Source organism: Sphingobacterium bovistauri (assembly GCF_020295405.1).
Taxonomy (GTDB): Bacteria; Bacteroidota; Bacteroidia; order Sphingobacteriales; family Sphingobacteriaceae; genus Sphingobacterium; species Sphingobacterium bovistauri.
On sequence record NZ_JADEYP010000011.1, the window covers coordinates 47,319 to 67,341 of the forward strand.

At 34.9% G+C, this 20,023-nt stretch carries 18 protein-coding genes; 10 read left to right on the forward strand and 8 right to left on the reverse strand.

Annotated features, from left to right (window positions below):
- On the reverse strand, positions 1-1,869 hold the full coding sequence (locus IPZ78_RS07550; protein ID WP_225552390.1) for an alpha-L-fucosidase: 1,869 nt from the start codon (positions 1,867-1,869) through the stop codon (positions 1-3).
- 310 nt (positions 1,870-2,179) lie between these two features.
- Here IPZ78_RS07550 and IPZ78_RS07555 point away from each other — a divergent pair, with 310 nt between their 5' ends.
- Complete coding sequence (locus tag IPZ78_RS07555; RefSeq protein WP_225552391.1) at positions 2,180-3,352, forward strand: trans-sulfuration enzyme family protein; 1,173 nt, start codon at positions 2,180-2,182, stop codon at positions 3,350-3,352.
- Between the two features lie 41 nt (positions 3,353-3,393).
- On the opposite strand, the gene IPZ78_RS07560 is transcribed toward IPZ78_RS07555, so the two are convergent.
- Positions 3,394-3,957, reverse strand: a complete 564-nt coding sequence (locus IPZ78_RS07560; protein ID WP_225552392.1) for a hypothetical protein — start codon at positions 3,955-3,957, stop codon at positions 3,394-3,396.
- 169 nt (positions 3,958-4,126) lie between these two features.
- Here IPZ78_RS07560 and IPZ78_RS07565 point away from each other — a divergent pair, with 169 nt between their 5' ends.
- Positions 4,127-5,053: a lysylphosphatidylglycerol synthase transmembrane domain-containing protein gene (locus IPZ78_RS07565; protein WP_225552393.1), complete on the forward strand. Its 927-nt coding sequence runs from the start codon at positions 4,127-4,129 to the stop codon at positions 5,051-5,053.
- A gap of 5 nt (positions 5,054-5,058) precedes the next feature.
- On the forward strand, positions 5,059-5,769 hold the full coding sequence (locus IPZ78_RS07570) for an SDR family NAD(P)-dependent oxidoreductase (protein WP_225552394.1): 711 nt from the start codon (positions 5,059-5,061) through the stop codon (positions 5,767-5,769).
- A gap of 34 nt (positions 5,770-5,803) precedes the next feature.
- On the opposite strand, the gene IPZ78_RS07575 is transcribed toward IPZ78_RS07570, so the two are convergent.
- The gene (locus IPZ78_RS07575) at positions 5,804-7,165 is read right to left on the reverse strand and encodes an alpha/beta hydrolase family protein (RefSeq protein ID WP_225552395.1); all 1,362 of its coding nucleotides are present in this window, start codon (positions 7,163-7,165) and stop codon (positions 5,804-5,806) included.
- 320 nt (positions 7,166-7,485) lie between these two features.
- Entirely contained in the window at positions 7,486-7,989 is a 504-nt protein-coding gene (locus IPZ78_RS07580) for a hypothetical protein (protein WP_225552396.1), read from the reverse strand.
- A 347-nt stretch (positions 7,990-8,336) separates the two neighbouring features.
- Here IPZ78_RS07580 and IPZ78_RS07585 point away from each other — a divergent pair, with 347 nt between their 5' ends.
- Positions 8,337-9,074: a 1-acyl-sn-glycerol-3-phosphate acyltransferase gene (locus IPZ78_RS07585; RefSeq protein ID WP_225552397.1), complete on the forward strand. Its 738-nt coding sequence runs from the start codon at positions 8,337-8,339 to the stop codon at positions 9,072-9,074.
- Here IPZ78_RS07585 and IPZ78_RS07590 read toward each other — a convergent pair.
- Positions 9,071-10,192 carry a glycosyltransferase family 2 protein gene (locus tag IPZ78_RS07590; RefSeq protein WP_225552398.1) on the reverse strand — a complete coding sequence of 374 codons (1,122 nt, stop codon included), beginning with the start codon at positions 10,190-10,192 and terminating at the stop codon, positions 9,071-9,073. The genes IPZ78_RS07585 and IPZ78_RS07590 overlap by 4 nt on opposite strands.
- Positions 10,185-11,162 carry a lysylphosphatidylglycerol synthase domain-containing protein gene (locus tag IPZ78_RS07595; protein ID WP_225552399.1) on the reverse strand — a complete coding sequence of 326 codons (978 nt, stop codon included), beginning with the start codon at positions 11,160-11,162 and terminating at the stop codon, positions 10,185-10,187. The genes IPZ78_RS07590 and IPZ78_RS07595 overlap by 8 nt, the downstream gene beginning before the upstream one ends.
- Positions 11,163-11,250: 88 nt before the next feature.
- Between IPZ78_RS07595 and ruvC the strand changes: the two genes are divergently transcribed.
- Positions 11,251-11,814 (forward strand): crossover junction endodeoxyribonuclease RuvC, encoded by a 564-nt coding sequence (ruvC, locus tag IPZ78_RS07600; RefSeq protein WP_225552454.1) that lies wholly within the window; start codon positions 11,251-11,253, stop codon positions 11,812-11,814.
- Here the strand turns inward: ruvC and IPZ78_RS07605 are convergent.
- The gene (locus tag IPZ78_RS07605; RefSeq protein ID WP_225552400.1) at positions 11,811-12,854 is read right to left on the reverse strand and encodes a hypothetical protein; all 1,044 of its coding nucleotides are present in this window, start codon (positions 12,852-12,854) and stop codon (positions 11,811-11,813) included. The two genes, ruvC and IPZ78_RS07605, sit on opposite strands and share 4 nt — an antisense overlap.
- 313 nt (positions 12,855-13,167) lie before the next feature.
- Between IPZ78_RS07605 and IPZ78_RS07610 the strand changes: the two genes are divergently transcribed.
- The 5 genes from IPZ78_RS07610 (at position 13,168) to IPZ78_RS07630 (ending at position 18,365) form a co-directional block, all read left to right on the forward strand.
- A complete protein-coding gene (locus IPZ78_RS07610) occupies positions 13,168-13,638 on the forward strand; it encodes an Lrp/AsnC ligand binding domain-containing protein (protein ID WP_225552455.1) in 471 nt (156 codons plus the stop codon).
- Positions 13,639-13,751: 113 nt separating this feature from the next.
- The gene (gene mutL / locus IPZ78_RS07615; RefSeq protein WP_225552401.1) at positions 13,752-15,632 is read left to right on the forward strand and encodes a DNA mismatch repair endonuclease MutL; all 1,881 of its coding nucleotides are present in this window, start codon (positions 13,752-13,754) and stop codon (positions 15,630-15,632) included.
- A 13-nt stretch (positions 15,633-15,645) separates the two neighbouring features.
- Positions 15,646-16,383 carry a rhomboid family intramembrane serine protease gene (locus tag IPZ78_RS07620; RefSeq protein WP_225552402.1) on the forward strand — a complete coding sequence of 246 codons (738 nt, stop codon included), beginning with the start codon at positions 15,646-15,648 and terminating at the stop codon, positions 16,381-16,383.
- Positions 16,384-16,392: 9 nt separating this feature from the next.
- A complete protein-coding gene (locus IPZ78_RS07625) occupies positions 16,393-17,250 on the forward strand; it encodes a rhomboid family intramembrane serine protease (protein WP_225552403.1) in 858 nt (285 codons plus the stop codon).
- Complete coding sequence (locus tag IPZ78_RS07630) at positions 17,250-18,365, forward strand: endonuclease/exonuclease/phosphatase family protein (protein WP_225552404.1); 1,116 nt, start codon at positions 17,250-17,252, stop codon at positions 18,363-18,365. Before IPZ78_RS07625 ends, IPZ78_RS07630 begins: the two co-directional genes overlap by 1 nt.
- Here the strand turns inward: IPZ78_RS07630 and IPZ78_RS07635 are convergent.
- Entirely contained in the window at positions 18,362-19,978 is a 1,617-nt protein-coding gene (locus IPZ78_RS07635; protein WP_225552405.1) for a S41 family peptidase, read from the reverse strand. The two genes, IPZ78_RS07630 and IPZ78_RS07635, sit on opposite strands and share 4 nt — an antisense overlap.
- Positions 19,979-20,023: the final 45 nt, after the last annotated feature.

The following is a 20,023-nucleotide window of genomic DNA, read 5'->3' on the forward strand; positions in this document are numbered from 1 at the left end:
TTATTTGTAAAATGAAAAGCTTTTAAAGCTAAATCCTGATTTCATCCCTGTTGCTACAAATTTCAAATATTTTGAATCAAAGGTTTTCTCAAAATCCAACATTTGTTCTATAGGATTGGACAAGACATTGGAGAATTCACCACCTTTAATTTTTATCCATTTTTTTCCATCCTCACTAGCCATAATTTCATAGTGCTGAACAATCCCTTCTCGTACCCCATCCTGTCTTGGTTGGTATCCTAAAGATTTAATTGGACTATCTAGTTTAAACACGATCTCATTCGAAGAAACGTACGACAGATCTTCGATACCTTGATTAAACTTTACGTCTTTACTTATCACCTGATAGGCTATACGAGACTTACTTTCTACGGACGAAGTAATATCATAACTGAAGGGTTCACTGTACTCTTTGAATAAAGAAAAATCACTCAATGTTGGGGCAACAGGAGCATATAATTTCACCCTCAATTTAGAAGCCTTTATTGGTGATTGCAATTTAATCAATCTATTTGCACCTATACTTGTCGCCGAAGCGATCTTCTCCCATTTACCTTCTTTCCATTGATCCACAACAACTGAATCCAAACGTTGACCCAATTTTATATTCTCACGAAGACGAATGATATCAAACTCCTTTTCACCACTTAACGCAATTTCTATTTCTGGATTTAAAACCGCATCCTTTGGTGCATAATAGCTATATCGATCCTTATCAAAAATATTTTTCAAAGCGAATTCCTTACTTTTTCCACGCAAATGTTTTGATGTTGCCTTCGCGCCACTCGTAAGATTTGTTTCAAATGTCTTTTCAAGCTTCTCTCCAAATTTTTGCAATGATTTTACATCATTCGGATGCAAAATTCCTTCGGGCATCGGTGCTAAACCTAAATTCAGATTTGCTCCACGCCCCACAGATTTCATATAAATATCAAATAATTCATTTGGGGTCTTCACCTTACTATCCTGATTTTTATGATAAAACCACCCCGGACGCTGTGGCACATCGCATTCAGCAGGAATCCATAATTTTCCATCACGTGTACCTGTTGGAAGATTTGAAGCGTCTGTACTTGCTCCTGGCATAGGCTTTTGACCATTTCTACCAATAGGTGTGATTGTAGCCCAAGAAGTTTCAGCAGCGTGACCATGTTCATTTCCTGCCCATCGCATATCTGGTCCTACATCCGAAAATATAGATGCCATAGGCTGTAGACGGCGAATTATAGGCCATGTTTTCTCTTCCCACTCATAATATGTTACAGGATCTATAGTTCTTTTCTCATTTTTTCCACCATAATACCCATCTCCTCCATTGGCTCCATCATGCCATGATGTAAATAGTGTACCATAATTACTCATTAATTCAGACAGCTGTTCACGATAAGCTTCTGTGTAAGCTGGTGTTCCATATCTCAAATCATTCCTATCCCATGCAGAAAGATAGGTTCCAAAGGCCATCCCAAATTTATGACTCGCCTCCATGAATGCCTTTACCATATCTCCCTTTCCATTCATCCAAGGTGAATTACTTACGCTATAAGTCGTTGTTTTCGTTGGCCACAAACAGAACCCATCGTGGTGCTTTGCCACACTAATCAATCCCTTGAAGCCTGCAGAAGCTGCTGCTTGAGCAATTTGTTCTGCATCAAATTTCGAAGGATTAAATATTTTTGGATCAGCATCTCCATATCCCCATTCTTTATCTTGAAATGTCGTAGGTGTATAGTGAATCAAACAATAGGTTTCCATTTCATGCCATTTCAACTGACGCTCTGTAGGCAATGCACCGTAAGGTTTAGGAGCTTGTTGTGCACTCAATTGGGACACCAAAAAACAGTTTGCTAATAAAAATAAAGAAGTCTTCATGCTAATTTCAAGGATTATAATTATTAATACATTACCAAATAACATGGTAATATTTTGATCGTACAGCAAAATACAATCATTTGTTAAAATTTAGATAAACTATTTTATCAAAAAATTAAACTAAATTATCTTAGAAAGAAGATATTATAAATATTTAAACAAAAAAACAATAAAAAAGTTACATTTTGAATGAAACCCCAATCGATTTACACACTCTAAACATCCTAGTATATAAGACGATAAATAAATTAAAAAATCACGACTGTATTGATAGAGATTAAAACAACAATTTATTAACTTTACCACCATTATGAAAAAAGATCAATCCAGAATAATACGTGAACAAGCACCACGTTCAGCTACTCGAGAGCATTCTGTTCCATTATATTTAACTTCAAGTTTTATTTTTGATAGTGCAGAACAAGGGAGAGCTATTTTTGCAGAAGAGGAAGAAGGAATGGTATATTCTCGCTACGCTAATCCAAACACTTCTGAATTTATCAACCGTGTTTGCGCACTTGAAAATGCTGAAGCAGGATTAGCTTTTGCTTCAGGTATGGCTGCTGTTTTCGCATCTTTCGCCGCATTTATCGAAGCTGGTGATCACATCGTGTCAAGTCGCGCAATATTTGGGTCAACACATCAATTATTGACACAACAATTCCCTAAATGGGGCGTTACATACTCTTATGTTGACACGGCAAACATTGATGAATGGGAAAAAGCTATTCAACCCAATACTAAAATTGTATTCTTAGAATCACCATCAAACCCTGGATTGGAATTGTATGATTTGGAAAAATTAGGTGCCCTTAAAAAGAAATATCCTAATGTAATTTTCTCTATTGACAATTGCTTCGCTACACCTTATCTACAAAAGCCATTACATTTTGGATTTGATCTCTCCATTCATTCGGCTACGAAATACATGGATGGACAAGGTCGCGTACTTGGCGGCGTAATCGTTGGCTCAAAAGAATTAATAAACAAGTTAATGTTTTTCATTCGTCATACTGGACCTGCGATGTCGCCCTTCAATGCATGGGTATTATCCAAAAGCTTGGAAACGCTAGGTTTGCGAATGGATAGACATTGTTCAAATGCTTATGCATTAGCCGAAACATTAGAACAGCATTCAGAAATCAAGGATGTAAAATATCCATTCCTTCCGTCACATCCACAATATGAATTGGCTAAAAAACAAATGAAAGCAGGTGGAGGTATTGTAACTTTTGAAGTAAAAGGTGGGAAAGAGAGAGCTTTTCAATTTATCGATGAATTAGAAATGATTCGTTACACATCGAATTTAGGAGACTCTAGAACTATCGCAACACATCCGGCAACAACTACGCATGCTAAATTAACTGAGGAAGAAAGAATAAATTTAGGTATTCATCCTGGGACTATTCGCCTTTCAGTTGGATTGGAAGACAAAGAAGATATCATTGGGGATATTATACAAGCATTAGAAAAAACTAAATAACATAAAAAAACTCCGATTTACACCGGAGTTTTTTTATGTTATTAATTTACTTGTTTAGTAAAATTCAAAATCAAATGCCCTCTAGTTCCATTATCCAAATCTACTGGCATTTTCATTGTTAATGTTTCACCATCAGCGTATGAAAGCCCCAAACGATATCCTGTAGTTACATTTGTAGCTTTATCTCCAGCATATATCTTTTTGAATTGAAACTCAGGTTCTCCGCCATCTTTAGGGTTAAAAATTGACCATACTATAGTTCTTACTGCGCCATTTGCACACAACGTACCTGCTGCATTGAATGTAATACTGCCTCTGTAATTTCCTGTAGGTAAATTCCAAACACTACCAATGAAACAATCAACAGGAGCCTCATCAAAAATATTTTTAATGGTATATGCCTGTGGAATATCTTGACGAGTAACAGAATTTAACACCCAAGATCCTTTGACACCATTACGCCATTGTGAGGCTGAAGGGCCTGAAGTAGAAACTGAACTTGATGCACTAGCACTAGATCCACCATCTTTGCGTTGTGCACCGCAACTTGACAATAGAGCAATCACTGTAAATAGTGATAATAATGAAAGAATATGTTTACGCATAACTATTATTGTTTATTTCTTAATTGAACATTAGTGATACAAAGATATACTTATCTACTATACCTAATCTGCCTTGTCATCCAAAAATCATACCACAAGCAATTTTATTATTACAAAGAATCAATATTGTAAAGAATGCTTACTTTTGCAATCATTGCATACCATAAGGATGAAGAAAAACAAAGCCCTAGAGATAACTAAAAACATCTTCAAAGTCATTGTCACATTTGGAGCTTTGTTTTGGGTCACCCGTAAAATTGATTTCCAAGAATTACAAACTGCTTTAGTCAACTGTAATTGGGGATTTCTATTTTTAGCGTTTTGCAGCTATGCGATATCCCAATTAATTGCCTCTTCGCGTCTTAACTCCTTCTTCAAAGCCATCAAATTATCCCTTACTGAACGATATAATTTCAGATTATATCAATTAGGGCTTCTTTACAACTTCTTTTTACCAGGAGGAATTGGCGGTGACGGTTATAAAGTATATTTTTTAAAGAAAGAACATCAAATCAAAGGTAGAAAAGTCCTTAGTGCCGTTTTTTTTGATCGTTTAAGTGGTCTCTGGGCATTAGGCATCATCATTTGTGCATTAGTAATTTTCATGCCGAGATTGGCTATTCCTAATTATATAACCATATCAGCAGCAATAGTCGGAACTATTAGCTATTACTTTGTACTACATACATTTTTTAAAGATTTTGCAAAGAAATTCATCTCTACACATATAAAAGCTGTAGGTGTACAAGGTTTTCAGGTGATAGCTGCTATCCTTATATTGTATTCTTTGAATTTTCAAGAAAAATTCTCCCCTTACCTATTAATTTTCTTGGTATCATCATTAGTGTCTATTGTACCATCAATTGGTGGGGGTGTTGGCTTGAGAGAATTGGTCATGCTCTACGGAGCTACTTATCTTCAAATCAATGAACATACTGCCGTATTATTGAGTTTATTTTTTTACATCATATCACTCTTGATGGCTACATCAGGCATCTACTACATATTTAGACCTGAAAGATTAGGGGCAAAAAAATTACCTTCAGCTGCAGAAGTAGAGCAAGAAATAGTAACAGAAAAAAACGAAGAAAATTAATCATCATGGCAAATATTATAATAACGGGTGCTAGTAGTGGAATAGGCTTTGAAACTGTATTAGATTTGACAGCAAACAAAAACAATAATGTTATTGCCTTAGCACGTTCTGCAGATAAATTACGTCGACTTCACGAAATTGCTTCTGATTTAAATTTTGATGGGGGGAAATTATACCCTGCTCAATTTGATATAGTATACGACAACTATGTTGACTCACTCATTCCATTTATCAAATCCAAATTTGATAAAGTTGATATACTGATTAACAATGCTGGTGCATTAATAAACAAATCCTTTTTAGATACCTCGGCAGAAGAATTTGGATATATGCTCCAAACTAATGTTTTAGGACATGTGAATATGATCAAATATATTGCTCCTCTAATGACTGAAGGCGGTCATATCGTAAATATCAGCAGTATGGGTGGCTTTCAAGGTTCTGTAAAATTTGCTGGTTTGAGTGCCTATTCTGCTAGTAAAGGGGCCTTAGCAGTCTTGACAGAATGTTTAGCAGAAGAATTTAAAGACAAAAATATAAAAGTGAACTGTCTAGCGCTAGGCTCTTCACAAACAGAAATGTTTGAAGAGGCATTTCCAGGACTAGAAGCTGGCACATTAGCTTTTGAAATGGGCCGCTACGTGTCAGAATTTGCTCAAAATGGTAGTAAATATTATAATGGAAAAGTATTACCCGTATCAAATACTACTCCTTAGTAACAAAGCCTAATCTTCCAATTATGCTTTATTATTACAAATTTCTTATCCATTCCACAATATCTGTTAGTACCTGTGGATTTATTGTTTCATCGATTTGACCATATTCTGCAACTCTTCCAGTATTTGCTTTCTGAAAGAGATGATTCATACCATCATATTCCTTAAAGACTGATTTAGAATTTTTAGGCAAATTATCATGATACCCCTTTAGATTCATTGTTGATGGGACTTGTACATCCAAAGACCCAAAGGCGCCAAATACTGGTATGTATATATTCTTAATAAATGGCTGTGGGTCTATACGAACAAAATACCGGTATGCAGGTGTCAACAACATCAACATCTCCTTACGAAGGACAGCATTCTTGTTAGACTCCTCTAATATATTCATATTTTTTTTGAGCAGTTCATACGCCTCATTTGTATTAAGATTACTTTTTACCGCATCAAAATTCTTTACATTAATTTCCCGTGCCATTGCTAACTGAAAATCGGACATTCCTTCTGATTTGCCTACACTATACAATTGCTCAATCATCAAATCCCGAATTGGAACTGTTGGTGCTGCCAGTGTTATTATAAAAGAAAGGTTGGGAAGCCCTTGACCAGCTAACAAATTCGCTATCAGCCCTCCTTCACTATGACCAATAATTCCAACTTTATTAATATCAATGTTTTTTTGCTTCTTCAAATAATTGAATGCAACAATTGCATCTTTGCTGAAATCATCAATAGTAGCAGTTGCAAATGCCCCTTCACTTTTGCCAACCCCTCTATCATCATACCGCAATACAACCACACCATTTCGAGTCAAATAATCAGCTATTACCTTAAATGGCTTATGTCCAAATAGTGTTTCGTCACGATCCTGAGGACCAGAGCCCGAGATCAAAATAACAGCAGGAAACTTACCTTTACCCTTAGGTTGTGTTATTGTCCCAGCTAACTTGATGTTAGAAAATGTATTAAGAAACTCAACATTTAACGTATCGTAAGGATATGGAGATTTAGGTGTCTGAAACTTCGTGCTAATTTTTGGCGTTGAGACCTGTTTCCCTCTCTCCAAAACTAGAGGTATAGAAACACCATTCTGGGAAAACGTTCCGCTTAAAGTATTTGGTTCATTTGTTTTCAAACGTACTTTTATGCCACTTGGATTATCTAAAAAGATTGAATCATTTTTTACTTCCATTTTGAATGGAATACCGAAAGCGTTTTGATCAGGACTATCTGCTTTAGCAGACCACACGCCATTCTCTTGTGATAAATGCAGCACAAAAGAAAGCTTCTGAACTCCAAAATCTAACTTTCCAGACCATGTTCCGACCAAATCTTGTGTATAGCCAACACAAGATTGTAGAATCAAGAAGAATGTAATAACAATATATTTCATTACTAAAATCGATTTAAAAATTGTAAAAAGTACGCCAAAGTCTCACTAAAAGCACAACTACTGCAGAATTAATTTTACGCTTATTATTTATTGCAATTTTCATTCCGACAACAATCAAATAAAAAAATAAATCATCAGACACAGTACAATATTCCAAATATCATTAAACGAATCTTTTTATATTAAGTTGCAGACCTGCTTCAAGCGCCTAATTCAAAATTTATAACTCAACGATCCCTACAATTTATACTATCTATCTAAATAATATAAAAAAAACAAATACAGCTATAAATAGAATTTCTACAACTAATAATTTAATTTCAGTGCATATCTCGAACGGATTTGTCATTATCTTTATTCGTTGGCTTTTTATATTCATCAATTCTTTTTTCTATTTCTTTAGGATGCTGCGTACCAATCATGACACGATCCCCATTGACGAGTTTGAGTTGTATGCCATATTTACCTTTGGTATTGTAAGCAACACCATTTTTACCTATCCGATATCCCCAACCTCCATAATCCGAAATAGAATATTGCGTGACATATATCTCCTCAATATCATCCCATTTCCACTGTTTACGACTTACAAAAGGTAAGAATCGAATAGTAATGCCAGTTCCATCAATAGTAGTATGTAATCTCATCAATACAAAACCTATTATTACTACTAGAAAAATTCCTAATCCAACATAGCTAGAACTATCTACCTTCCAATTAGATTCCAAAATTGGTTTCACCACATAAAATGATACGATTAGAATTATAGCTACTAACCACCATGTCCAAAAGCTTTGACTTTCTTTATAAATATTATTTTTCATATCGCAATTGATTAACTTTAATTAATAGATCATCCAGCTTACTTCCTAGAGTTGGATAACGTTACCTTACTAAATCTCCCCCCTAAGCTCCCTGACCTCAAGAAAAACATCAAAATAAACTTTTGCTCTACTAAAGCACCTATTTTCCTAAAACTTCTCCATCACATATTTCAAATTCCAATTTGGAGAAATTAAGCTTATCTTCCCAACTTTGGGCAATACACCTACAACCTGATTTTACTGTATTCTTTCAATAATTATAATAAATATAAATATATATCAAGAATGATTTTTCGGTACTCAAATGGTTATGTTTATATTTGCTAAATTTTAATTAATTCGAAAACATGAGAAAAATTTTAGGATTTGTTCTTACCCCTATATTTTATTTAGCCTTTGCTTTATTGTTAATCATATTCCATCCTATACAATGGTTTTCACTAAAAATAGGTGGCTATTCAGCACATAAAAAAAGTGTCGAGATACTCAACTTTTTTTTGACACATTGCAATTACCTATTGCTTAACTCAGTTACATTTAAAGACAACAAGAATTTACCTTTAAACACCGCAATCATATTTGTTGCCAATCATCAAAGTACATTTGACATTCCAGCAATGATCTATTTTTTACGTCGTTTTCATGGAAAGTTCATATCAAAAATTGAATTAGCTACAGCTGGAATTCCAAGTATTTCATTCAACTTAAAACATGGTGGCGCTGCCAACATTGACCGTAAAGATCCAAAACAGAGTATAGCTGAAATCTTAAAATTAGCTAACAATATGAAGTCAAAAAACTGGTCTGCTTTTATATTTCCAGAGGGAACACGTACGAGGACAGGAAAAATGAAACAATTCAATATCGGTGGAATTGCTACATTAATAAAGAAGAACCCCAATGCATTAATCGTCCCTGTAGCAATAACCGGTTCATATGAAATGGTAAAATACGGCTCCTTCCCCCTAAGACCGCTAACCCCATTAAAATGGGAGATTTTAGAACCTTTGGCGACAGAAGGGCTTTCCATTGAAGAGATTGTAAAATTAGCTGAAGATACAGTTAGAGCTAAGGTAGAGGGCTAATTTACCTGTCGACCTTTCCAATCATATTTACCTATATTTCCGGCCAATCCAATATAGACTAGATATACAGGATGAACGAGTGATAATAGAGGTAAATATTTAATTAATTCCATTCGCCTAGCAAAAGATAGAACTGGGACCATAAATAAAAATTCAACCACAACCTTCAGTCCCAAGGCAGTCAAAAGAACCCAATTAAAATTAGGCAGTAACATCAAAAAGGTGATAATCGAACTAATCAAAGCTAGATTAAACAGCCAAATACATACACCCAACACAATTACCTTTTTATCTTTGTATTTTGTACTTTTTGATGCCCAACGTTTACGCTGACTTATAAATGAAGCTAAATTTGGCTTTGCATCTGTATACACGATTGCTTCTCTTGACTTACAAAATCCAATTTTATCAGCATATTTCTCTGCTACTTTGTGTAGAAAAAGCTCATCATCACCAGAAGCCAAATTGTCAATACCTTTAAAACCTCCCATCTCAAAAAAAACATCTCTTCTGTATGCTAGATTAGCTCCATTGCAGGTTGTAGGTTTACCGTTGCCAATACCGGCAGCTCCTAAGCCTATCAAATACAAAAATTCAAGCGTCTGTAACTCCTCAAACCATGATTTCTCCTCCGAATAAGATACAGGAGACGACACCATATAACTGCCGTTTTCATCAAAATAGTTGAGAATTGTTTTTAACCAATTACGCCCCATACGACAGTCTGCATCCGTAGTCACAATAATTTCTCCAGAAGCCATTTCAACGGCTTTGGAAATCGCATATTTTTTATAAGAATTAAGCTTATCTCCTATTTGCAATTGTAGTAATTTCACACCTCTGTCAGCATAGGATGATACTATTTGAGCAGTTTTATCTGTAGAGTGATCGTCCACAATAATTAATTCTAATTGAGAAGAAGGATAGTTTTGATTCAAAATAGCCCGAATCGTTGTCTCTATATTTTCTTCTTCATTCCTTGCTGCAATCAGCACAGAAACTTTTTTCGCAGAGATATTTTCAGATTTGAAAAATGGAATAGAAGACCATCCATTACGTAAATAAATAACGATGGCGGCATACATTAAAGCAAAAACAATCAAACAAATATTAAGCATCGCTATCTTTAAAATAGTTTACATTTAAAACAAAAAAGGCACCAATAATAGCCGGAAGTATCAGGTTAATGAACCAAATGAAAGACACTATCGCCATTACGGCAATATCTTGAGTCGTGACATAAGCATACAAATTGCTTGCAACAAAGCTACGCACACTAAAATCAAATATATCTAAGGTTGGTAAAGCAGATTGCACAAAAAACAGTATAAAAATCATCATTACCATCGGCAATAATGCTATTTCAGGCAGGATAACGAACATCAGGATAATATATTGGGAAGTGAAAATGATGAATCGTATCAAAGAAAGAAGTAAAACTTTTCGCAGTTGCGAAAGAGTGACATTACGCAATACATCAAAAAATGGTTGAATCTTCTTCAAGAATTGAATTTTGCTCACCAAATAGTCTATCCATTGGACGTTAAAGTATAATAAAATAAAAGATAAGCCATAAATAACTCCTATCACCCATATACCAAGATTCACTCCAAAAGGCACTTCAACGTACTCAGCGACAAACCAAGCAATACCCAACGCTCCAAAAACACTGGTCAATACCAGCTGTGCAAATAAACCTACCCCCATTAACACAGCTCCTCTAGCTCTATTCTCTGGCTTAAGAAGCATAATTCGCCCTCCATACTCGCCAATACGATTTGGTGTAAATATTGCCCAGGTCAATCCACAAAAGACCGACTGTGTAGCTTTCCAAAAACTAATTTCCTCCACGCCCTTCACTAGAAAACGCCACTTAACAATCTCAAAAAACCAATTCATAAACATCATAAAAACTACTATTGCTATAGTCCAGTAAATAGCAGAGGTATCTATGTCTTTGATCAATGACTTGAATTCAAAAAGATTTTTTTGATTATTAACTTTTGAATAAACAAACCAAAATGCCAAACCGACAATCGTCAATTTGATAGTATAATTGAAATATTTTTTTTGCGTTTTAGATAGCATTTTCCTTCTGGTCGCACAATTTTAACAATTATTTTATGTAAAACAATTGGAATTGGTAAAAACCTTTTCAATAGTGTACTTTTGTGCTATGTTAAAACAAAAAGCCAAAGAACGTGTAATTCTCGGTATAGATCCTGGTACTGTAATCTTAGGGTATGGTGTGGTGAAAGAAACAGGTAAAAAGATTTCACTACAAACTCTTGGTGTAGTAAAAATGGGACATCTAGACGATCATGGCTTAAAGTTGCAACGTATTTTTAAAAAAGTGCTCGCACTGATAGAGGAATATAACCCTGACTGCGTCGCATTGGAAGCACCATTTTATGGGAAAAACATCCAAGTAATGCTGAAATTAGGGCGTGCACAGGGCGTGGCAATGGCCGCAGCATTGAGTCGAGATATTCCAATATTTGAATATTCACCGCGGAAAATCAAACAATCTGTTACAGGAAATGGTAACGCCAGTAAAGAGCAAGTAGCAGCTATGCTTCAAACACTACTTGGTTTTAAAGAAACTCCAGAATTCCTAGATGCTACTGATGGGCTTGCTGTAGCTGTCTGCCACTCATTCCAACAAAATGCAAGTACTGGTTCAAAAAACTATTCGGGCTGGTCTGCATTTGTAAAAGATAACGAAAACCGAATACGCTAGATCTGAACTGATCTTATTACATTCTTAACATTTAACTCTACAATATCTGTCATTGTCTTGCATCGATAATATTGATCATTATTATAGAGCTTCGCATACCCCTCTTTAAGCTTCCAAATATTCTCTACTGTAGACAATTCCTGGCCTATAGATGCATCACGAAGATCTTTAATCCGATGGCGCTCACTACGCACACGGTGCACTATAGACGAACGCTCTTCCTGTTGATATTGCAGCACGGTCTTGTCTGTCAAATGCTCGATGCATAATTTCACGTAGGGATAACATTCTTTAAAGAATTGTGGCATATATACTTTTGCATTTCCCTCATAAAATTGCTGATCAAAATCTATAGCACGAATGCGAAATTGAAAATCATCAAAATCGGGAGTTATTTGCATCACAAAGTTATAAGCACGCATGTCCCCAAGCAAAGCAATAGTACATCGCTCATTGAATTTCACAAACTCCTTCGCAATACGCGTTTGATTGTAATCGACATGATTTATTCTTGTCTTACTAAATACATCACCAGGGATTCCAACAATATGTTCCTCTACAAGAGTTTCAAAATCATATAAATAATTCACTTGATTAGGCGATAAAATCTCTTCTAGCTCCAACCCATAAATACGGGAAGCATCTGCTTGTTTAATGTAAAAATAATCATAAACATCATTCAGACGATTGATAATACGAATTCGAAAAGGTCTCGTATTCCCAAATGCACAATATTCTATTCGATCAATAATCTTATGCTGCACGATACGGGTATTGCCTGAAGCTTTTAACTTGGCATATATAATCTTTAGTCCATCATACAGTTGATCTTGAACATACTGCGGATACAATGGGGTTTCCCAATACGTATCATTTCCAAATTTATCCATTACGGGAACCGTTTCTTGAAAATTCAGTAAATCAAAATATGATATCGGTAATTTTGCATCACGCTGATAAAGCTTCAAATATTTAGCTAATCCCTGCCCTACAGGATAGATTGGTTTTTTGCGCGAAATGATTACATCCTCTATTTCCATAATACCTCCCTCAATTAGTTCATTAATATATCTATAAAGATAACAAACGTCAAACGTTGTGATAATATATAAATATGTTAATTTTAATTTGAATCCTTTCAAAAAAACCAAATAAAATATCAAATTTTGTTATTATTTTTGCAAAAGATTCAAAGAGATTAGATTTTTAATAGATATATTTGCATTGCAAATTGCTATTTATAATTTGCGAATATTTGTCTAATTATAAATCTATAAACCAGGGCTTTTGCCCTAAAACAAAAAATCTCAATTATCGTGATAGTGGTCACGGTTGTTGGACAAAATTACATTTATGGAAAAAAATTATTCTAACTACGATTTAGACAATCTTGATGTACAGATCCTTTCTATCCTAATGGAAGATGCATCGATTCCATACACTGAAATTGCGAAAAAACTGATTGTATCAGGTGGAACTATCCATGTTCGCATGAAAAAAATGGAAGAGCTAGGAATTATTCACGGTTCAAACTTAATCATCAACCCACAAAAAGTTGGGTTTGATATTACGGCTTTCTTGGGAATTTATTTAGAAAAAGGTTCGCAATATTCTGATGCAGTTGCGCAATTGAAAAACATCAAAGAAGTAGTGGAATTACACTATTGTACTGGTCAATATTCTATGTTTGCCAAAATCATCTGTCGTGATACAGCTCACCTTCGCAAGGTGTTAAACGAAGATATACAAGGTCTAAAAGGTATACAACGCACTGAAACTATTATTTCACTTGAAGAAAGCATCAAGCGTCAAATCACCTTATAAGATTTTATAATATAATACGCACAAAAAAAGGTAGCATTTGCTACCTTTTTTTGTGCGTATTATATCTCTATCGACAATCGTTAGCCATAGTTTTTTTCGTAACTTTGTAACGTATGTCGGATATAATTCAATTGCTTCCCGATGCAGTAGCCAATCAAATTGCTGCAGGTGAAGTGGTACAAAGACCTGCTTCAGCAGTCAAAGAATTGATAGAAAATGCTATTGATGCTGGTGCAGATCGTATAAAACTTATCGTAAAAGATGCCGGTAAATCATTGATTCAAGTCATTGATAATGGCTGTGGTATGAGTGTAACAGATGCACGTCTCTGTTTTGAACGTCATGCTACCAGCAAAATCCGTAAAGCTGAAGATTTATTTGCCATTCGATCGATGGGCTTTCGTGGTGAAGCCATGGCATCCATTGCGGCCATTGCTCAAGTAGAACTTAAAACTCGTCGTATTGAGGATGAATTAGGAAATGTAGTCCAAATAGAAGGGTCGAAAGTCGTAAATCAATTTCCCGAAGCACTTTCATCAGGCACGAGTATCTCCGTGAAAAATTTATTTTATAATATACCTGCTCGTCGCAACTTTTTAAAAAGTAACTCCGTCGAAATGCGTCACATTATAGATGAATTTCAACGCATATCTTTAGCTCATCCCGAAATATTCTTTAGTCTACACAGTGACAATAATGAGCTCTTCCATTTAACTCCAGGGACACTAAAGCAACGTATAGTTCATCTTTTTGGAAATAATTATAATCAAAAATTAGTTCCTGTAGAAGAAGATACTACTATTATCAATCTTAATGGTTTTATTGGAAAACCAGAATTTGCAAAAAAAACCCGTGGTGAACAGTTTTTCTTTGTTAATAAACGTTTTATACGAGATCCATATCTGAATCATGCGGTAATGAATGCCTACGAAGAAATTCTTCCAGCAGAGACATTCCCCATGTATGTACTTTTCATTGATATTGACCCCTCCAAGATTGACATCAATGTCCACCCGACTAAGACGGAAATCAAATATGAGGATGACAAAGCTATCTATGCGATCATACGTTCTGCAGTTAAAAGATCTTTAGGTAGATACAACATTACACCTTCTTTAGATTTTGATCAAGAGACGAGTTTTAGCAATATGATTTCGACCAAACCTTTGGATGAAATTCAAGCTCCAACTATCCAATTCAATCCAAACTTTAATCCTTTTGAAAGTGAAATAGGAACTTTGAGGCCTTCGAATGGATCAAGATCAACAGACTATTCTTCTCGTTTTGAAAGAGAGGCTACTCCCAAAAATTGGGATAGCTTATACCAAATTACAGAAGATCAGTCGCCAACACAATTACCATTATTGGATATTGAAGAGGACAATTCCGAAATTTCTGAGATCATCATTCCAAAAGCTGAATCTAAGAAAAGCTTCTTTCAGATTCACAATAGATATATTGTATCTCAAATTCATTCTGGCATTATGTTGATTGATCAACAGGCTGCGCACGAACGTATTTTGTTCGAACAGTACAAAGAGCAATTAACAAATAATCAAGGTAGTAGTCAGCAAAGTTTGTTCCCTACAACCATCGATTTATCACCATCTGATTTCGAATTAATACACGAGATTCTTCCAGAAATACAAACTTTAGGGTTTCAATTGAGACCTTTCGGAAAAACTACTTATATTGTAGATGGGATTCCAGCTGATTTAGGCAATAATATAAACGAGAAACAGATTATTGAACAACTGTTGGAAGACTATAAGCATAATCGCACTGACTTAAAAGTTGATAAAAGAGATAATCTTGCAAAATCTTTAGCCAAAAGTGCGGCAATAAAAGAAGGTACACCATTGAACAATGACGCTATTGAAGAATTAATTGATAAGTTATTTGCATGTGAGAGTCCAAGTCTTTCAGTACATGGTAAACCGACAATTATTACGCTAACGTTAGCTGAATTAATGGAAAAGTTTGACAAAATTTAAGTTTAAAATTTCAATGAATAATATTTTAGGAAATCTATCGCCTGTAGTTAAAAACATATTGATCATAAATATCATATGTTTTATAGGAACTCTTGTATTCCCAAGTGCTGATAGAATATTGGGGGTTTATTATCCAGATTCACCATTCTTTAAAATATGGCAACCTATTACCTACATGTTTATGCATGGTAATTATACCAATACAGGTAATATTAGTATCACCCATATCTTTTTTAATATGTTTGCTTTAGTAATGTTTGGTCCAGTTATAGAGCAAATGTTCGGATCTAAAAGATTTTTACAATACTATATCATTACCGCATTAGGTGCACTAGTACTCCAATATGGTGTCCAAGCTATCGAAGTATACAGAATTGTAGGTTCTCCGTTTGCTGCTGATTTTATCAATTTGGATATGACAGCTAATCGCATTTCATCATCTTTACCTCTCAACAGCAGCCAATTACAAACTTTAGGATCAATCTATGCGACTCCTATGGTAGGTGCTTCAGGAGCTATCTTTGGTTTATTATTGGCTTTTGCCTATTTCTATCCAAATATGCCATTGTACTTTATGTTTATTCCTGTTCCAATCAAAGCAAAATACTTTGTGGGGGCATATATTCTAATTGAAATTTACCTAGGATTCAGCAACTCCGGGGGCTCAGTAGCACACTTAGCACACGTAGGAGGCGCTCTTTTTGGTTATTTAATGATTAAAATGTGGGGTTACAAAAAAGGATATTATTAATAGAAGAAAATGAAAGAGAATGTTTTAACATCCTTTATTCGAGACACTTATAAAACAACGTCTATAATCCCCTATGTGATTACCGGACAAGTAGTCTTATTCATACTACTACATATTTTTGACCTTATAACATTCTCGGAGAAAACTTCCGTTGACTTATATACTATATTTTATACTGAAAGTATACTTCCGGTTAGTTTTCGAGAATTTTTGAGTCAACCGTGGTCATTACTAACACATCCGTTCATATACACAAGTCTTTGGAATTTGTTATTTGACTGCCTTTGGTTGTATTGGATGGGACAATTGTTCCTAAACTTACTACATACAAGGCAATTTAACTCCTTATTTATTGGCGGAACATTTGTAGGTGCAATATTATTCTTGATCTTAGGATTTATACCATTGCTTAGTACTCAGCCATTATATTGGCACACAACAGCCTTTGGTTTAGCTGCGATCATCAGCAGTTTAGTCGTATTAGTACCTAATTATGAAATACGTCTACTTTTACTAGGTAATATCAAGTTAAAATGGATTGCAGCAGTATACCTAGGATTTCAATTTGCATTTTTGATAAGCACAAATAAGGCTGCTGCCCTATCCTATTTATGCATTGTTTTTGGAGGTATGCTATTCATGCATCAATTACAACGAGGCAAAGATTGGAGCAATTTCTTTATTAAGAAAAAACGCAAACTGAAAGTCATTAGGAACAATTATGAAAATCAAAAGTTATCAGAACAGGGGTATCCGAATCAACAAGAAATTGACCAAATATTAGATAAAATTTCACTCAAAGGCTATGAAAGCCTAACTTTAAAAGAAAAAGAATTACTTTTTAGGGCGAGCAAAAAAGAAAATTAATGGCAAACCAATCTATTTTACGAAAGAAAAAACTTGGTTATTTCAGTAAAACAATTTTTATGGCCAATATATTGGCTGTAGTGGCGCTGTTATTAAGTTATTCAGCCTCGTTTATTGACCCTCGTGAGTTTTGGATTATTGCATTTTTTGGCCTAGCCTATTTACCTATTCTTCTTATCAATTGTGGGTTCATCCTATATTGGTTGATGAGAAAAAAGAGGAATACCATATTGAGCCTTGTAGCTATTCTAGCAGGATGGTCATTAATGAATAAACACATCAATTTCAGAAATAAGAACGATAAGATACTGGTAAAATCAGACACATCAATACGTGTAATGAGTTACAACGTTCATCTTTTTCAACGATATGATGATAAAAAAGAAAAATTCAGAGATGAGACTATAGAATTCATACGCACTATAAATCCAGATGTAATATGTTTCCAAGAATTTTATAGCCGCTTAAGAGGGTCTAAACAATTCACCAAGCTATTAAAGACAGAAGGTGAATTTGAAGATTACTATTTTGAGCCCTTCGAAAAAAATGATTATGAAGGCTATGGTCAAGCAATTTTTTCAAAGTATCCTATCATTAATTATGGGACAATAGAAGAAAATGCCTTTGGCGTGAACCGTATTATTTTTGCAGATATCAAACGGGAAACAGACACCTTACGTATATACAATGTCCATTTAAGGTCATTTGCCTTGCAACCAGAAGATCGAGATTTCATCAAAAAATCGCCTACTGAACAAGTACGTAATGAAGAAAAGACAAAAATGCTCGGTCGCAAGCTTAAAAAAGCATTCACAAGTAGAAGCAACCAGGCTAAAACATTGGTGCAGCATATGTCACTAAGCCCCTACCCGAATGTAGTGATGGGAGATTTTAACGACACGCCTATGTCGTATAGTGTGAATATCTTAAGTAAAAACATGAACAATGCTTTTCAACAAAAGGGATTTGGATGGGGAGTAACTTATTTTGGCATTCTTCCTATTTTTCAAATAGATTACATTCTATGTGATCATAAGATAAAAATAAATGATTACGGTATTCTAAAAGAAAAGTTATCTGACCATTACCCTATTTGGGCAGATTTAAATTATTAAGAAGCATTCTCTAATTCTTGTGGCTTTAATAATTTTATAGCAACATCTACATAATTATCATACCTATTTTTCACTTTGAAGTATGCTTCTCTACCAAAGTAGTACCTACCTACAATAGCCTCTATATCTGATTGAATTAACTTAAGAAGACTACGCTTTTTAATATCATTTACAACCAAACCTTTAGTCCCTAAGTATGCTATGAAAGCGTCATACTCCTGTTGAGGCAATCGATATCCCTGTAAAAAATTCTCAATCGAATAGGCAGGAAGTTTCTTTGTAAACCGCTCGTATACAAACTGTTCAAGATAATTTGATTTCAATATATCTTGATAAAACAAACTCAAAGCGTTAGAATCAACTTCGATTTTCACATCGGGATTAATCCCCCCCCCACTAAGTAATTTTCGACCTGCTAAGGTTTTGAATATTTCTGAACTTGTATACGTCGTATCTAACGCCCATAGTCCCTTATACATGGTAACATAATCTACCATATTGGACCAATTGGCAGTATATTTACGTTGTATTGATCGTCCCAAAGGGGTATAATATCGTGATATACTCAAATTGATCCGAGAACCATCCAAAAAATCATATTGCTCTTGAACAATTCCCTTTCCATAGGAACGCTGCCCTACTATAGTTGCTCTATCCCAATCTTGCAATGCACCAGCCAAAATTTCAGAGGCAGAAGCTGAAGACTCATTCATTAGCACAATTAATTTGCCATCAGAGAAAGAACCTAATCCATCTGAAAAATATTCCTTTTTTGTTTCATGTGCACCTTGTGTATACACGAGAAGCTTTTTATCAGCAAAAAATTCACTTGCCAATTTCAATGCGATGTGAAAATATCCACCACCATTATCCCTTAGATCTAAAATCAAATTAGTAGCGCCTTGTTTTTTCAACGTGTTAATACTTGTCTTAAATTCGTCTGCTGTCTTTAAGCCGAATCGTCGAAGTTTGATATAACCAACCTGCGGTTCAACCAAATAAGATACATCTATAGAACTTACACTGATCTGATCTCTTTTTACTTTGAAAAGCTGACTCATCGGTGCATTATCTCGATCTACATATAGGTTTACTGCTGAACCCTTTTTTCCACGCATCAACCTGTCTACTACTTTTTGACCTACATTACGACCTGAAACATAAGTCGTATCAATGCGGATTATGCGATCACCAACTTTCAACCCCGACTTTTCAGCAGGCCCATTACGCACTACCCCTACCACCAATAAAGTGTCATTCAGATTGAAAAAATCCAAACCTATCCCCTCAAACGTACCTTCCAAGACCTCATTCTGCCGTTGTGATTCATTAGGAAATAAATAAGTAGAGTAAGGATCCAAGTGGGATATAATATGATTAATGGCACCATTTTCAAGTGAATCGAAATCTATACTATCCACATACGAGCTAGAAAGTAAATCTAAGACTTGTTGAATTTTATATGAATTATCAGAAAAACCAATAGGCACAAGAGATACGCCTGGATTATTATTCTGCTGAGCAACATAATTTTGCCCAAGAATAAGCCCCAATATTAGCGTAGCAGCATATGTCGCAGCTACAAAGATATTCCGTCCAGTACCTTTTTGCATGAAATAAACGCGTATGCAAAAATAAGAGTTAAATCAATGATTTTA

What these genes read in the sequence shown, in the direction of transcription:
- IPZ78_RS07555 (WP_225552391.1), top strand. Translation starts at nt 2,180, where the DNA reads ATGAAAAAAGATCAATCCAGAATAATACGTGAACAAGCACCACGTTCA.
- IPZ78_RS07580 (WP_225552396.1), bottom strand. Translation starts at nt 7,989, where the DNA reads ATGAAAAATAATATTTATAAAGAAAGTCAAAGCTTTTGGACATGGTGG.
- IPZ78_RS07550 (WP_225552390.1), bottom strand. Translation starts at nt 1,869, where the DNA reads ATGAAGACTTCTTTATTTTTATTAGCAAACTGTTTTTTGGTGTCCCAA.
- IPZ78_RS07585 (WP_225552397.1), top strand. Translation starts at nt 8,337, where the DNA reads ATGAGAAAAATTTTAGGATTTGTTCTTACCCCTATATTTTATTTAGCC.
- IPZ78_RS07625 (WP_225552403.1), top strand. Translation starts at nt 16,393, where the DNA reads ATGAAAGAGAATGTTTTAACATCCTTTATTCGAGACACTTATAAAACA.
- IPZ78_RS07610 (WP_225552455.1), top strand. Translation starts at nt 13,168, where the DNA reads ATGGAAAAAAATTATTCTAACTACGATTTAGACAATCTTGATGTACAG.
- IPZ78_RS07590 (WP_225552398.1), bottom strand. Translation starts at nt 10,192, where the DNA reads ATGCTTAATATTTGTTTGATTGTTTTTGCTTTAATGTATGCCGCCATC.
- mutL (WP_225552401.1), top strand. Translation starts at nt 13,752, where the DNA reads ATGTCGGATATAATTCAATTGCTTCCCGATGCAGTAGCCAATCAAATT.
- IPZ78_RS07635 (WP_225552405.1), bottom strand. Translation starts at nt 19,978, where the DNA reads ATGCAAAAAGGTACTGGACGGAATATCTTTGTAGCTGCGACATATGCT.
- IPZ78_RS07605 (WP_225552400.1), bottom strand. Translation starts at nt 12,854, where the DNA reads ATGGAAATAGAGGATGTAATCATTTCGCGCAAAAAACCAATCTATCCT.
- IPZ78_RS07630 (WP_225552404.1), top strand. Translation starts at nt 17,250, where the DNA reads ATGGCAAACCAATCTATTTTACGAAAGAAAAAACTTGGTTATTTCAGT.
- ruvC (WP_225552454.1), top strand. Translation starts at nt 11,251, where the DNA reads ATGTTAAAACAAAAAGCCAAAGAACGTGTAATTCTCGGTATAGATCCT.
- IPZ78_RS07560 (WP_225552392.1), bottom strand. Translation starts at nt 3,957, where the DNA reads ATGCGTAAACATATTCTTTCATTATTATCACTATTTACAGTGATTGCT.
- IPZ78_RS07595 (WP_225552399.1), bottom strand. Translation starts at nt 11,162, where the DNA reads ATGCTATCTAAAACGCAAAAAAAATATTTCAATTATACTATCAAATTG.
- IPZ78_RS07570 (WP_225552394.1), top strand. Translation starts at nt 5,059, where the DNA reads ATGGCAAATATTATAATAACGGGTGCTAGTAGTGGAATAGGCTTTGAA.
- IPZ78_RS07565 (WP_225552393.1), top strand. Translation starts at nt 4,127, where the DNA reads ATGAAGAAAAACAAAGCCCTAGAGATAACTAAAAACATCTTCAAAGTC.
- IPZ78_RS07620 (WP_225552402.1), top strand. Translation starts at nt 15,646, where the DNA reads ATGAATAATATTTTAGGAAATCTATCGCCTGTAGTTAAAAACATATTG.
- IPZ78_RS07575 (WP_225552395.1), bottom strand. Translation starts at nt 7,165, where the DNA reads ATGAAATATATTGTTATTACATTCTTCTTGATTCTACAATCTTGTGTT.